The 13,999-nt window shown below is 65.1% G+C and carries 15 protein-coding genes; all 15 read right to left on the bottom strand.

Going from position 1 to position 13,999, the window contains the following annotated elements; genetic code table 11:
- Positions 1 to 82: 82 nt before the first annotated feature.
- From ACYU8T_RS14955 to ACYU8T_RS14885, 15 genes are read right to left on the bottom strand one after another with little or no spacing between them, the layout of a single operon-like run.
- The gene (locus tag ACYU8T_RS14955; protein ID WP_461160095.1) at positions 83 to 1,255 is read right to left on the bottom strand and encodes an acyl-CoA dehydrogenase family protein; all 1,173 of its coding nucleotides are present in this window, start codon (positions 1,253 to 1,255) and stop codon (positions 83 to 85) included.
- 3 nt (positions 1,256 to 1,258) lie between these two features.
- Positions 1,259 to 2,461, bottom strand: a complete 1,203-nt coding sequence (locus tag ACYU8T_RS14950; protein ID WP_461160094.1) for an acetyl-CoA C-acyltransferase — start codon at positions 2,459 to 2,461, stop codon at positions 1,259 to 1,261.
- A gap of 15 nt (positions 2,462 to 2,476) precedes the next feature.
- Positions 2,477 to 2,917, bottom strand: coding sequence for a nuclear transport factor 2 family protein (locus ACYU8T_RS14945; protein ID WP_461160093.1), 441 nt, complete (start codon positions 2,915 to 2,917; stop codon positions 2,477 to 2,479).
- Between the two features lie 3 nt (positions 2,918 to 2,920).
- The gene (locus ACYU8T_RS14940) at positions 2,921 to 3,382 is read right to left on the bottom strand and encodes a MaoC family dehydratase (RefSeq protein ID WP_461160092.1); all 462 of its coding nucleotides are present in this window, start codon (positions 3,380 to 3,382) and stop codon (positions 2,921 to 2,923) included.
- Between the two features lie 5 nt (positions 3,383 to 3,387).
- Positions 3,388 to 4,179, bottom strand: a complete 792-nt coding sequence (locus ACYU8T_RS14935) for an SDR family oxidoreductase (RefSeq protein WP_461160091.1) — start codon at positions 4,177 to 4,179, stop codon at positions 3,388 to 3,390.
- On the bottom strand, positions 4,176 to 5,225 hold the full coding sequence (locus ACYU8T_RS14930; protein WP_461160090.1) for an NADP-dependent oxidoreductase: 1,050 nt from the start codon (positions 5,223 to 5,225) through the stop codon (positions 4,176 to 4,178). The genes ACYU8T_RS14935 and ACYU8T_RS14930 overlap by 4 nt, the downstream gene beginning before the upstream one ends.
- The gene (locus tag ACYU8T_RS14925) at positions 5,222 to 6,307 is read right to left on the bottom strand and encodes an acyl-CoA dehydrogenase family protein (protein WP_461160089.1); all 1,086 of its coding nucleotides are present in this window, start codon (positions 6,305 to 6,307) and stop codon (positions 5,222 to 5,224) included. Before ACYU8T_RS14925 ends, ACYU8T_RS14930 begins: the two co-directional genes overlap by 4 nt.
- Positions 6,307 to 7,212: an SDR family oxidoreductase gene (locus ACYU8T_RS14920; protein ID WP_461160088.1), complete on the bottom strand. Its 906-nt coding sequence runs from the start codon at positions 7,210 to 7,212 to the stop codon at positions 6,307 to 6,309. The genes ACYU8T_RS14925 and ACYU8T_RS14920 overlap by 1 nt, the downstream gene beginning before the upstream one ends.
- Positions 7,213 to 7,218: 6 nt before the next feature.
- Positions 7,219 to 7,872 (bottom strand): gamma carbonic anhydrase family protein, encoded by a 654-nt coding sequence (locus tag ACYU8T_RS14915; protein ID WP_097093821.1) that lies wholly within the window; start codon positions 7,870 to 7,872, stop codon positions 7,219 to 7,221.
- An 11-nt stretch (positions 7,873 to 7,883) separates the two neighbouring features.
- Positions 7,884 to 9,035 carry an acetyl-CoA C-acetyltransferase gene (locus tag ACYU8T_RS14910; protein WP_097093820.1) on the bottom strand — a complete coding sequence of 384 codons (1,152 nt, stop codon included), beginning with the start codon at positions 9,033 to 9,035 and terminating at the stop codon, positions 7,884 to 7,886.
- The gene (locus ACYU8T_RS14905) at positions 9,028 to 10,074 is read right to left on the bottom strand and encodes an acyl-CoA dehydrogenase family protein (RefSeq protein WP_461160087.1); all 1,047 of its coding nucleotides are present in this window, start codon (positions 10,072 to 10,074) and stop codon (positions 9,028 to 9,030) included. The genes ACYU8T_RS14910 and ACYU8T_RS14905 overlap by 8 nt, the downstream gene beginning before the upstream one ends.
- A gap of 12 nt (positions 10,075 to 10,086) precedes the next feature.
- Positions 10,087 to 11,241: an acyl-CoA dehydrogenase gene (locus ACYU8T_RS14900; protein WP_461160086.1), complete on the bottom strand. Its 1,155-nt coding sequence runs from the start codon at positions 11,239 to 11,241 to the stop codon at positions 10,087 to 10,089.
- Positions 11,241 to 11,990 carry an enoyl-CoA hydratase family protein gene (locus ACYU8T_RS14895; RefSeq protein ID WP_461160085.1) on the bottom strand — a complete coding sequence of 250 codons (750 nt, stop codon included), beginning with the start codon at positions 11,988 to 11,990 and terminating at the stop codon, positions 11,241 to 11,243. Before ACYU8T_RS14895 ends, ACYU8T_RS14900 begins: the two co-directional genes overlap by 1 nt.
- An 18-nt stretch (positions 11,991 to 12,008) precedes the next feature.
- Positions 12,009 to 13,097 carry an NAD(P)H-dependent flavin oxidoreductase gene (locus tag ACYU8T_RS14890; RefSeq protein WP_461160084.1) on the bottom strand — a complete coding sequence of 363 codons (1,089 nt, stop codon included), beginning with the start codon at positions 13,095 to 13,097 and terminating at the stop codon, positions 12,009 to 12,011.
- Positions 13,097 to 13,999, bottom strand: coding sequence for an enoyl-CoA hydratase (locus ACYU8T_RS14885; RefSeq protein ID WP_097093815.1), 903 nt, complete (start codon positions 13,997 to 13,999; stop codon positions 13,097 to 13,099). Before ACYU8T_RS14885 ends, ACYU8T_RS14890 begins: the two co-directional genes overlap by 1 nt.

Raw genomic sequence — 13,999 nt, 5'->3', positions numbered from 1 at the left:
CTCTATGCAGGCCATTATTGTGCCTGATTGGGCGCGAGTTGAGTTTGGGGGTAAAGCTGGTCAGCTTTACCCCCTTTTATCGTCACCCTCTTGGTTCTCTTGGCATAGCTAGTCCGCGTTCTGCGATGATGTTGCGCTGGATTTGGTCTGTACCTGCGTAGATGGTGTCGGATCGTGCCATGAGGTACATGGTAGTGAGGCTGTCGAACCGTTCTTCGTTGATGCCTGTTTCGCCCTGTTGTCCCATGACCTCCATGGCGAGTTCGCCCAGGGATTTGTGCCATTGGGACCAGTAGAGTTTGTAGGTATAGGCGGCGCCGGTGAGGTCGGGGTTGTTTTCGCCGCCTGAGAGCATGCGCAGGGCGTTGTAGCGCATGATCTTGAGGCCTGCATGGGCCTTGGCGATCTTCTGGCGGGTGAGCGGGTCTTGTGCCGAGCCATTGGCCTTGGCGATGGCGATGATGTCGTCGAGTTCGTTCCTGAACTGCATCTGCTGGGCGAGGGTGGATACGCCGCGTTCAAAGCCCAGGAGCGCCATGGCGACCTTCCAGCCTTCGCCTTCCTCTCCGATGCGGTCGATCGCGAGCGCCTCTGCGCCGTCGAAGAACACTTCGGCAAATTCGGCTTCGCCGGTCATCTGGCGGATCGGGCGGGCATCGACCCCGGGCTGGTCCATGGGGACCATGAGGAACGAGAGGCCCTTGTTGCCGACGCTGCCCGGTTCCGTGCGGGCGACCACGAAGCACCAGTCGGCGATCGTGCCCATCGAGGTCCAGATCTTCTGGCCGTCGATGATGTACTTGTCACCCTCGAGCCGGGCTCTCGTCTTCACATTGGCAAGGTCGGAGCCGGCGCCGGGTTCGGAATAGCCCTGGCACCAGATCGCCTTGCCGGTGGCGATGTCGGGGAGGAACCGGGCCTTCTGCTCCTCGCTGCCCATGGCGATCAGCGTCGGCCCGAGCAGCTCGACCCCTAGGTGCCCGGCGCGGGGCGGACCCTTGGCCCGGGCATATTCCTCGGCGAAGATGATCTGCTGCGCGATCGAGGCACCCCGCCCGCCCCATTGCTCGGGCCAGCCAATGACGCTCCAGCGCGCCTCGCCCAGCGCTGCTTCCCAGGCGCGGCGCTCCTCGACATTGTCGACCTGGTTGGTCTGGCCGCGAATGGCCTTGAACGGGCCGGAGAGCTGCTCATTGAGCCAGCTGGCGGCCTCCTCGCGGAAGGCCTTGAGTTCAGGGGCGAAGGCAAGCTGCATGGATCAGGCGACCTCGAACAGACCGGCCGCGCCCATGCCGCCAGCGACGCACATGGAGACGACCACATATTTGACGCCGCGGCGCTTGCCTTCGATGAGGGCATGGCCAACGAGGCGCGAGCCGGTCATGGCGAAGGGATGGCCGATGGCGATGCCCCCGCCATTGACGTTGAGCTTTTCCGGATCGATGCCCAGCGTGCGCTGGCAGTAGATCGCCTGGTTGGCAAAGGCTTCGTTGAGTTCCCACAGGCCAATGTCGTCGATCTTGAGGCCGGTGCGCTCAAGCAGCTTGGGGATGGCGAACACAGGACCGATGCCCATCTCGTCCGCACCGCAGCCTGCGACCTGAAAACCGCGGTAGATGCCGAGGATAGGGAGGTTTTCCTTCTGCGCGGTGGCAAGGTCCATGACGACCTGCGCCGAGGCGCCGTCGGAGAGCTGGCTGGCATTGCCGGCCGTCACATGCTTGCCTTCCTTGATGACCGTGCCGTTCTTGAACACGGGCTTCAGTTCAGAAAGCTTTTCATAGGTGGTGCCAGCGCGGATGCCCTCGTCTTTTGTGAGGGTCAGTTCTTCCTTGCCGGTCTCATTGCCTTCCTTGTCGAACAGGGCCTTGGTGACCGTGATCGGCACGATCTCGTCATCGAACTTGCCCGCTTCCTGGGCGGCGGCGGCGCGCTGCTGCGACTGGGCGGCAAAGCGGTCCTGGTCTTCGCGGCTGATGCCATAGCGTTCCGCGACGATCTCGGCGGTCTCGATCATCACCATATAGGCGTTGGGATCGCGCGCCTTGATGAACTCGGAGCGGTTGCGGAAGGCGGGATAATGTTTGTCGATGGTGAGCGAGACATTCTCGACCCCGCCCGAGACGGCGCAGTCGATCTCGTTGGCGATGATGCCGCGCGCGGCAAAGGCAAGCGCGTTGAGGCCGGACGAGCATTTGCGGTCCATCGAGAAGCCGCTGGTGGTGTCGGGGAGGACCGATCCGTGGACGGTGAGGCGCCCGACATTGTAGCTCTGGGTGTTCCACTGGTTGGCGACGCCGAGATAGACATCGTCGACGCGGGCGGGATCGATGCCTGCGCGGGCGATGGCGGCGTCGACCACATGAGAGGACATGAACGGCGCTTCGGTGTCGTTGAACGCGCCGCGATAGGCTTTGCCGACGCCCGTGCGGGCGGTCGAGATGATGGCTGCTTCACGCATCGAATGGTCCTTTACTTAAAAGCCGTGCATGTTGGTGGGGCCCCAGAAGGCGCGCATTTCGACGACCTCGTTCGCCTCGTTGAAGCGGAAGGTGTCGATGACGTCGATGCGCTTGTGGCCGCCGTCATAATTGAGGTTCACCGAGAAGGGGAAAACGGCATAGTCGCCCGCGACCCGGACCGGGCCTTCGAGCTTCAGCTTCGCGCCGGTCTTCATCGATTCAGCGTAAAAGGCGCGGATCGCTTCGCGGCCCTTGTGGATGGGCGAGCCGATCGGGTCTTCAACGGTCGCATCCGCTGCATAGAGGGCCGCGACCTGGTCGGCGCTGCCTGCTTCGAACGCTGCGACATAGGCGTTGACGGCGGCTTCCATTTTGATGGGATCGGGCATGGTCTTGGCTCCAACGGGACTGGTGGCGAGCAGGCTCAATGTGAGGGCGAAGAGGGCGCGGGCCAAGCGCTATTCCGGAAAATAGCGGTTGATGGTGTCGACCACGCAGGCGGGCTTGTCTTTTCCTTCGATCTCGACGGTGACGCGGATCACCGCCTGAATGGCGCCGCCCTTCACTTCTTGCGCCGAGACGATCTCGCCTGTGCCGCGAATGCGCGAGCCGACCAGGACGGGGGTGAGGAAGCGGGTCTTGTCCATGCCGACATTGACCCCTGCGGAAAAGCGCCGGACCTCGACGATCTGCGGCATGAACAGGTTGACGAGGGAGAGGGTCAAATAACCATGCGCGATGGTCGCGCCGAACGGGCCGTCTTTCGCGCGGACCGGATCGACATGGATCCACTGATGGTCGCCGGTGCAGTCGGCAAAGGCGTCGATGCGCGACTGTTCGATGGTGAGCCAGTCGGAGGTGTCGAGGCGGGTGCCCTCCTTGCCGAGGAGATCGCGCGGATTTTCAAAGATGGTTGCCATCTGCCTTACGCCCGCTGGCTCGAGACCGCGACGATTTCGCCGGTCATGTAGGAGGAGAGATCAGAGGCGAGGAACATCATGACATTGGCGATTTCCCAGACCTCGGCGGGACGCTTGAAGGCTTCCTTCTCGACCAGCTTGTCCAAGGCTTCCTGCGTCGTCACCTTGGCGAGGAAGGGGTGCATGGCAAGGGAGGGCGAGACCGCGTTGATGCGCACGCCATGTTCGGCCGCCTCGATCGCGGCGCAGCGGGTGAAGGCCATGACCCCTGCCTTGGCGGCGGCATAATGGGCCTGGCCCTTTTGCGCGCGCCAGCCAAGGACCGAGGCATTGTTGACCATGACACCCGACTTGGCGGCGTACATGGAGGGGAGGAATGCGCGGGTCATGCGGAAGAGCGAGGTCAGCGTCACGTCGAACACGCGGGCCCACTGCTCGTCGGTCATGTCGACGATATCGGCCTCGCCGCCAAGGCCTGCATTGTTGATGAGGACATCGACCTTGCCGAGCGCGGCCAGGGAGGCGTCGCGCAGGGCCTGCACGGCCTCTTCGCTGGTGACGTCGCACACGAACACAGCGGGCCGTTCGCAGCCGACTTCCTCGGCGATACGATCGGCGGCCTCATTGAGGCGGCGTTCATGGAAGTCGCTGATGAGGAGCTTTGCGCCCTCTTCGGCGGCGCGCTTGGCGGCGGCAAAGCCGATGCCGGTGCCCGCTGCCGCGGTCACGACCACGGTCTTGCCCTTGAGCATCCCCAAAGGCGTCGGATAGGGCGGCACGGGCGAGGTCGGGGTCATGCGGGGTCCTTCATGGTTGCTGCGGTCTTTGCCGTCAGATGATCGTCTGTGACAAGTATGATCTTGCCGCGCACATGGCCCTCGCGCACGCGCGCCATGGCAGCGGCGGCCTCGTTTGAAGAGAGGGTTTCAAGCGGCGGGGGCGTCATGCGCCCTTGCGCGGTGGCGGCGACGAGCGCGGCGAGATGCTCGGGCGCGCTTTCGTAACTGGCCGAGGCGCGGAGGGCGGCTATGCCCTTGGCGGCGAAGCGCTCCGCATCGGGCAATGTTTCATCAGGGAGCATGGTTTCGATCGCGACATAGCGGCCGCCCGGACGGATGAGCGCGGCAGGATCGGCGATGCTGCCCTGGCCGACGGTGTCGAGGAGGAGGTCGACCCCTTCGGGCGCCCATTGAGCGACCTTGTGCGCCACATTTTCATGGCGGTAATCGATCGGGCAGTGGACACCGAGGCTGGCGAGCAGGTCCTGGTTGGCGGGGCCTGCGGTCGCGGCGATCTGGGCGCCAAGCTCCCGCGCGATCTGGATCGCCCAGAGGCCGGTGCCGCCCGATCCGCCATTGACGAGCACGCGCTCGCCGGGCGCCAGCTTGCCCTGGACAAGCAGGGCTTCGCGCGCGGAGATGCCGGGCACCGGGATGGTGGCCGCTTGAGTAAAGGAGAGATTGCCGGGCAGGGGCACGGCCTGTGCGGCCAGGCAGATGGCATAGTCGCCCCAGGTCCCGCCGCGCCCCAGCGGCAGGCTGGAGAGGAAGGCGACGCGCTCGCCCGCTTGCAGCGCGCTCACCCCTTCGCCGAGCGCCACGACCGTGCCGGTGCCGTCAAAGCCGGGCACCAGCGGCAGGAAGCTGTCGGGCAGGAAGGGGAGGAAGCCCGCGCAGGCTTTCCAGTCGGCGGGGTTGACCCCCACCGCCGCGATCCGGATCAGCGCTTCGCCCGGGCCGGGCACGGGGACGGGCAGGTCGCGGGCGCGGATCGCCTGCGGCCCTGTAAAGCCGTCCATCGCCATGGCCTGCATGGTGGAGGGGAGGGCGGGCGCGCCCGTCATGCGGCGATCTTGTCTCCATCGATCAGCAGGGCAGCGAGCGCTTCGCGATGCTGTTCGGGGGTGCCGAGCCAGCTCGCGCAAGCTCTAGCGCGCTTGAAATAGAGATGGGCGTGATGTTCCCAGGTAAAGCCGATGCCGCCATGGAGCTGGATGGCATCGCCCGTGACCGAGCAATAGGCGTCCGACACATAGGCGCGTGCGGCATGGGCGGCTTCGGCCAGCTCTTCGCCGTTCTCGTCGATCGCGGCGGCGGCATAATAAGCGGCCGAGCGTGAGGCTTCGACCAGCAGCATCATGTCGGCGAGCATATGCTTGTAGGCCTGGAAGGAGCCGATGAGGCGGCCGAACTGGACGCGTTGCTTGGCATAGTCGACCGTGGCGTCGAGGCTGTATTGCATGCCGCCGGTCTGTTCAGCCGCGAGCAGGCCAGCGCCGATGGTCAGCGTGCGGTCGATCGCCGCCTTGGCGCTGCCAGGCGCGCCCAGGATCATGTCCGGGGTGACGTCGCAGTCGAAGGTCAGGGTCGCAAAGCGGCGGGTGCGGTCGAGCGCGGGCAGCGCCTCGATGGCAAGGCCCGGCGTGTTCGCTTCGAGCACGACCAGGCTGTCGTCGGCGGTGGCGACGATGATGAGCTCTGCGACATGGCCGAAGGTCACGAACTTGGCCTGGCCGGTCAAGCGGCCGTTCGACAGGGTGGGACGGCTTGCGGTGCCAGCGAAACAGGCGCGCGTGCCCGAGGCGAGACGGGGGAGCAGCGCCGCCTTCTGTTCCTCGCTGCCTGCGGCGAGCACGGCCTGTACCGCGAGCACGGCGGTTTCGAAGAAGGGAACAGGCGCAAGGACGCGGCCGGTTTCTTCCAGGACCAGCGCCATTTCGACCGCGCCCAGGCCAAGCCCGCCTTGGCCTTCCGGAATCATGAGCCCGGCAAAGCCCATTTCGCCAAGGCTCGACCACAGGCTTTCATCAAAGCCTGTGGTGCCTTCGACGGCGGCGCGGATGACGTCCGGGTTGGCGGCGTCGGTCAGGAAGTCGCGCGCGGCTTCCTGGATCGCGCGCTGATCGTCGCTGAGCGCGAAATCCATCAGGCGGCTCCGTAGACGGGCTTGGCGGGCTCGCGCGTTTCGATGAGCTTGCGCACGATCGCGTCCATCTCGCTGGCTTCGAGGCGCGCGCCCTTGTCGAAGGCCGGGCTGTCGGTCCAGCCTTGCGAGAGGAAGACCTGCCCGCCCTTCAGCTCGAACACCTGGCCGGTGACGCCCTTCGACTGTTCCGAGACGAGATAGGCGACGAGCGGGGCCATGTTTTCCGGCGCAAACAGGTCGAACTCGCCTTCTTTCGCCTCCATGTCGAACGCGCCGGTATTGGTCATGCGGGTGCGGGCGTTGGGCGCGAGCGCGTTGGCGGTGATGCCGAGGCGGCCAAGCTCTGCGGCCTGCACCAGGGTGAGCGTCGCGATGCCGCCCTTGGCGGTCGAATAGGCCGACTGGCCGACCGAGCCCTGCAGGCCTGCGCCCGAGGTCGTGTTGATGATGCGCGCATCGACCGGATTGCCCGCCTTGCTCTGCGCGCGCCAATATTCAGCGGCGTGGCGCGAAGTGCAGAAATGGCCGCGCAGATGGACGCGGATCACCGCGTCCCATTCTTCAGGGGAGCAGGTGAAGAACATGCGGTCGCGCACGAAGCCGGCATTGTTGACCACGGCATGCAAGCCGCCGAAGCTGTCGAGCGCCTGTTCGACCATGCGCTTGCCGGATTCCCATTCAGCGACGTCGTCGGTGTTGGCGACGGCCTCACCCCCCATCGCCTTGATCTCGTCCACCACCTGTTCGGCCGCGCCCTTGGTCGCGCCTTCTTCGCCATGGGTGCCAACGCCAAGATCATTGACCACAAGCCTGCAGCCTTGCGCCGCGAGGCCCAGCGCATAGGCCTTGCCCAGACCATTGCCGGCCCCGGTCACGATCGCAACACGTCCTTCGCAGATACCCACGTCTTCTTACTCCTTGGCTATTTCTGTTTGCGCGGCGCGTTCCTCGCGCAGCTGTGCGGTTGCGCCCGAGAGGCGCACGGCGACCGCTTCCGACTGGCTGCGCTGGCTAAGCCGCTCGGGGCTGGCCTGCCGCAGCGGCTGCGCTTCGACGAGGTCGGTCAAGGCTGCGCGGGCGAGTTTTTGATACTCCCCCTCGCCATTGTTGCGCCAGGTGACCTGGTGCGGCTCGAACGTCTTGACCACCTTGGCGGGGTTGCCCGCGACCAGGCTGCGTGGCGGCGTGACCGTATCGGACTTCACAAGGGCGAGCGCCGCGACGAGATTTTCATCCCCGATGACGGCATTGTCGAGGATGACCGCGTTCATGCCGATGAGCGCATTTTCGCCGATCTCGCAGCCATGGATGATCGACCCGTGCGCGATGGTCGCTCCGCGCTTGATCACCGTGTCGCGCAGCTGGTTGGCATGCACCGTCACGCTGTCCTGGATCGAGCTGTCGCCCTCGACGATGATCCTTCCGAAATCGCCGCGCAGGGAAGCGCCGGGCGCGATGAAGCAGCCCGGCCCGACGATTACGTCGCCGATCAGCGAGGCGAGCGGATGGATGTAGCTCGATGGATCGACGACAGGCGTGATCCCCTGATAGGCGTAGGCGGGCATGGGCGCGCCTCTTACAATCGCTCGATGATGGTGACGTTGGCCTGGCCGCCGCCTTCGCACATGGTCTGGAGGCCATAGCGGCCGCCGGTGCGTTCCAGCGCATTCAAAAGCGTCGTCATGAGCCGCGCGCCGGTCGCGCCGATCGGGTGGCCGAGCGCGATCGCGCCGCCCTGCACATTGACCTTCTCATGGGGGATGTCGAGTTCCTTCATCCAGGCCATGGTGACGCTGGCGAAGGCCTCGTTGCATTCGAAAAGGTCGATGTCATTGAGGCTCATGCCCGCCTTCTTGAGCGCATATTGAGTGGCGGGGATGGGGCCGGTCAGCATCCAGACCGGATTGGCGGCGCGGACCGAGAGGTGGTGGATGCGGGCGCGGGGCTTGAGGCCATGCTCCTTGACCGCCTTTTCACTGGCGATGAGGAGGGCTGCTGCGCCATCGCAATTCTGGCTGGCGACGCCTGCGGTGATGACACCGCCTTCATTGACCGGCTTCAAGGACGCGAGGCCCTCGAGCGAGGTGGTGGGACGGATGGTTTCATCACGGCCAAGGCCCTCGAGCGGAGCCACTTCGGAATCGAACCAGCCATTGTCCCAGGCGGCCTGCGCGCGCTGGTGGGAGGCGAGGGCGAATTCTTCCATCGCCTGACGGCTGATGCCCCATTTGTCGGCGATCATTTCGGCCGAGCGGATCTGGTTCACCTCTTCGGTGCCATAGCGCTCGACCCAGCCCTTGGAGCCGAAAAAGGGGCTGTCGAAGCCATATTGCGCGCCTGCGATCATGGCGGCCATGATCGGGATCTGGTTCATCGCCTGGCTACCGCCTGCGACCACCAGGTCCTGGGTGCCGCTCATGACGCCTTGCGCGGCGAAGTGGACGGCCTGTTGGCTGGAGCCGCACTGGCGATCGACGGTGACGCCGGGGATTTCTTCCGGCAGGCCAGCGACCAGCCATGCGGTGCGGCCGATATCGCCCGCCTGGCCGCCGATCGTTTCGGTGCAGCCCCACACCACGTCATCGACCCCTGACGGGTCGATGCCGGTGCGGGTCACCAGTTCCTTGATCGGGTGCGCGCCCAGATCGGCCGGATGGACATGGGCAAGGCTGCCCTTCTTGCGGCCGATGGGGGTGCGAACGGCGTCGATGATATAGGCTTCAGGCATTGGTCTTTTCCCGGGCGAAGGTCTGGTCCGGCCCCATGGGCTGGGTGAAGATGCGCGTGGCGATGCGCGCGCGGTGGTGGGCGGGCGTGCCCCATGTCTGGGTGAGCGCAACCGTGCGCTTCAAGAACAGGTGGACGTCCACCTCCCAGCTGTAGCCCATGGCGCCATGCACCTGGATCGATGCGCGGGCGGCCTTGTCGGCGGCTTCCAATGCAACGAGCTTGGCATGGCTGACGCGGGCGCGGGCCTGGGTGTCGCGCGCGCCGATCTCGGCGGCCGCCGCGGCGACTACGGGCTTGGCGAACTCGATTGCGACCTGGGCGGAGGCGAGATGATGCTTGACCGCCTGGTAGCTGCCGATGGGCTTGCCGAACTGCTGGCGTTCCTTGGCATAGTCGACGGCGAGGTCGACCGCGCGCTGTGCAAGGCCAAGGCCAAAGGCCGCGTTGAAGAGCGCGGCGCGGTCGAAGGCGAGGTCCCAGTCGGCCCCATTTTGGTTATTTGGCCCAAGCGGCGTTGCCTTATCCTTGCTCCATTCGACCGAGAACAAACGGCGGAAGGGATCGATGCTGGGTTGGGCGGTCAGCGTCACCTGGTCGGGGGTGGCGAGGAAAGCCTCGCCATCGGCATGCAGGATGATGCCGCCTGCGCTGTCCGCGTTCGCCACATAGGGATTGGCGGGATGCGCGATGGCGATCGTCGCGCTGGGATCGGCCAGCAGCGGATGATCGGGCGCAAGGGCGGCGAGCATCGGCGCGGCGACGCCTGCGCTTTCAATGAGCGGTTCGGGAAGGGCGACATAGCCCGCCTCTTGTGCGATCAAGGCGAAGTCGGTTTCGGCAAGGCCGATGCCGCCTGCTTCTTCGGGCAGCAGGACGAGGGTGAGGCCGGTCTCGACGATCGAGGCCCAGCGTGTGGGGTCGATTGCTTCGCCTGCCTCCATCATGCGGCGCCAATGGTCGGGCGTGCAGCTGTCGGCGAACAGCGAGCGCGCGGTCTCGGCGAACATCAGCTGTTCTTCGCTTAAAGTGAAGTCCATCTCAATTTCCCCTTAGCGCGGCAGGCCGAGCATGCGCTCGGCAATGATGTTGCGCTGGATCTCGTTGGAGCCTGCATAGATGGGCCCGGCGAGCGCGAAGATATAGTCGTCGATCCAGTCGACGGCATTCGCGTCCGGGGCCTCGTGCGTCAGTTCCGCCTGGGGCCCAAGGATGTTGAGCGCGGTTTGCGTCAGATGAATGTCGAGCTCGGACCAGAAGATCTTGTTGGTCGAGGCTTCCGGCCCGATCTTCGCGCCCGCCATCAGCCGCGAGGCGGTCTGGTAGATGTTGAGCGCATAGGCGTCGGCATTCATGTGCGCGCGCACCACATCGGCCTCGAGGCCAGGATCAGCGCTTTCCTTGTTGGCGGCCCAAAGTTCGGCCAGCTTCTTGGCCGCCACCTGGTAGCGGGCGGGCGAGCGCAGCATGAGGCCGCGTTCAAAGCCTGCGGTCGCCATGCAGATGTGCCAGCCCTGGCCCTCTTCGCCCAAGCGATTGAAGGCGGGGACGCGGACATTTTCCAGGAAGATCTCGGCAAAGCCGACATGGCCGTTGATCTTCTTGATCGCGTTCACTGTCACGCCCGGCGCATTCAAGGGGAAGAAGATGAGGCTCATTCCCTTGTGGCGCTCGGAGCCGGGCTCGCGGAACAGGCCGAACGCCCAGTCGGCGAACACCGCGCGGCTCGACCAGATCTTGTGGCCGTTCAAAATATACTCGTCGCCCTCACGAACCGCCGTGGCGCGCACGCCGGCAAGGTCGGAGCCCGCCATCGGTTCGGACCATGCCTGCGCCCAGATTTCCTCGCCCGACGCCATCTTGGGCAGGAAGCGCTGCTTCTGCTCATGGGTGCCGAACTCGATGAGCGTTGGCCCCAGCAGGAAGATGCCATTCTGGTTGACGCGGCCGGGCGCACCGGCGCGATAATATTCTTCCTCGAAGATCAGCCACTGAATGAGGTCGAGGCCGCGCCCGCCATATTCGCGTGGCCAGGTGACCATGCCCCAGTCGCCGGACTTGAGCGTCTTTTCCCATTGCCGGTGCGCCTCGAAACCCTCGCGCGTCGCGTCGAAATGTTCGAGCGGCTCTTGCGGCACATGGGCGTCGAGCCAGGCGCGCACTTCGGCGCGGAACGCCTGCTGCTCGGGAGTATAAGTCAGGTCCATCAGAATTTCGCCGCGCCCTTGTTTTCCACGAAGGCGTCGCGCGCCTTCTGGCTGTCTTCATGCATGTACATTTCGAGCGTGAAGCCCTGCTCGATCCGGTAATGGGCCGAGGGATCGGTCGGCTCGATGAGGTTCAGCGCCTGCTTGGCGATGACGAGCGCGGCGCGGCTCTTGGACGCGATCACCTCGCAGAAGGCATAGGCCTCCTCTTTCAGCTGCTCGAGCGGCACGACCTTGTGCACCGATCCATGGCGGTAGGCGTCTTCCACCGGAATGCGGCCGCCGGTGAAGAAATTGGCGCGCACCATCTGGACAGGGAGCATGCGGCTCATGAAGGCAGCGCCCCCCATCGCGCCGCGATCGATCTCGGGCAGCGAGAAATAGGCGCCTTCGGCCGCGATCAGCGCGTCGCAGGCGCCCGCGATATTGACGCCGCCGCCGATGACGAAGCCATGGAGCGCGCCGACCACGGGGATCGCGCATTCGCGGATCGCCTTGAAGGTGAGATAATTATCCTTGTTGAGCTTTGCGATGCGCTCGGGATGCGCCTGCATCTCCTTGATGTCGACGCCGCCGCAGAAACCGCGGCCCTCGGCGCGGATCAGGATGACCTTCACATCCTCGTTCGCCGCTGCTTCGTACACCATGGCGGGGATCGACTCCCAGCCCTTGGTGTCGAAGGCGTTGACCGGGGGATGGTCGAACAGGATTTCGGCGATGGCGCCGTTGATGCTGAGCGTGATCGGCATGGGTCTTGTCCTTCTTTCTCAGGCGGCGCTGGCGGTTTGCCGGCCCATCGCGGCGAGCGCTGCAAGGCGCTCATGCGCTTCGGCGACGATGCGATCGACCAGCTCCTGGCAGGTCGGGATCTCGCCGATCCGCCCGCCGACCACGCCGGTCGCCATCACGCCATGTTCGATGTCGCCTTCGACCACCGCCTTCTGGATCAGCATCGGCATAGTTGCGGCCATCATCGCCTGTTTCAAGGGCATCGCGCCATGGGCGGTCATGCCGCGCGCCGACTTGATGAAGTCGATCCAGCTTGCGCCGGTCTGCTTCTTCATCGCCATGCCCGCCTCGATCGCGCGCAGCCACATGCCCAAAGAGCCGGACTTCTCGATCCGGTCCATGAGGCGGGTGCGGACCATCCGCTGGGGGATGCCGTCCAGCTTGGTGGTGACGACGATCCGGTCGGTCGAGGCTTTCAAGTATTCCGCCTTGGCGCTGTCGGGCACCGGGCTTTCCTTGGTGAGCAGGAAGCGCGTGCCCATGGCGATGCCGACCGCGCCATAGGCCAGCGCTGCGGCAAGGCCGCGTCCATCGGCAAAGCCGCCGCTGGCGATCACCGGCACCTTGACCGCGTCGAGCACCTGGGGGAGCAGGACGGTGGTGGGGACGGAGCCGGTGTGCCCGCCGCCTTCGCCGCCCTGGACATTGACCATGTCGACGCCGAGTTCCACCATCTTCTGCGCATGCTTGACCGCGCCGACGGTGGGGACGCAGAGAATCCCTGCATCCTTGAAGCGGCCGATCATCTTGGCATTGGGACCACGGCCGAAGCTGACCGCGCGGACCTGATCCTTGTTGGCGAGGATCAGCTCGACAATCTGGTCAGCGCCGGGCTGAAAGCTGTGGAAATTGACGCCGAAGGGCTTGTCGGTGCCGTTGCGGACGGCGAGGATCTTCTCGCGCGCTTCGTCCGGGGTCATGACGGCGGCGCCCAGGAAGCCGAAGGCGCCCGCATTGCTGGAGCCAATGACCAGCGAAGGCTCGGCAACCCAGCCCATCGCGGTCTGGATGATCGGCCAGCGGCAGCCAAGCCGCTCGGTCATGATCGTGTGCAGCGGGTCGCCCATCATTCGCTCGCCTGTTTCTTATTGGCCTCAGCCATCTTCTTGGCGTCGAGCCCCGCAATCGAGCTGCCTTGGACGAGGTCATTCTGGGCATGGGCGAAATGGTGCATATGATATTGCGCCTCCATCGCGTTCCTCTTGCCCATCAGCTCTTCGACATGGTTGATCGCCTGCTTGGTCAGCCAGTTGCCAAGCCGGGGCTGGGCGACCAGCTTGGCCGCCATGGCCGCGACGGTCTCGCGCAGCGCTTCGCGCGACACGATCTTGTTCACCATGCCGAACTGCTCGGCCCTCTGCGCGCTCATCCGCTCGCCCAGCAGCAGGAATTCCTTGGCGACGCGCGGGGGGAGTTCATAGGCATGGGCGAAATATTCGACACCCGGGATGCCCATGCGGTTGACCGGGTCCTGGAAGAAGGCGTCGTCGGTGGCGACGATCAGATCGCACACCCAGGCGAGCATGAGGCCGCCCGCGACACAGGCCCCCTGCACCATGGCGATGGTGGGCTTTGGCGCGTCGCGCCAGCGCCGGCACATGCCGACATATTGCTCCTTCTCGCGGGTATAGAGCAGTTCGGCCGCAGGCTTGTTGACATGGCCCGGCACCAGCAGCCGGTTCTCGAAATGCTGGTGCACGTCGCGGCCCGGCGTGCCGATGTCGTGGCCTGCCGAAAAATGCTTGCCGTTGCCGCCCAGCACGATCGCGCGCACATCGTCATCGTTCACGGCGCGCACGAACGCGTCGTCAAGCGCATAGGTCATCTGGCCGTTCTGGGCGTTGTTGAAGCCCGGGCGGTTCATCATGATCCATGCGACATGATCGATCACCTCATAGGTGACCGGCTCATCGGTTTCGTAAACAATGTCGACCTGCTGCGGTTCGACCAGGCGGTCGGTCTCGTTCAT

It is taken from the genome of Sphingobium sp. TomMM35A (genome assembly GCF_054771735.1).
The sequence above is the reverse complement of the archived record's forward strand: the minus strand, read 5'-3'. Positions and strand labels throughout refer to the sequence as shown.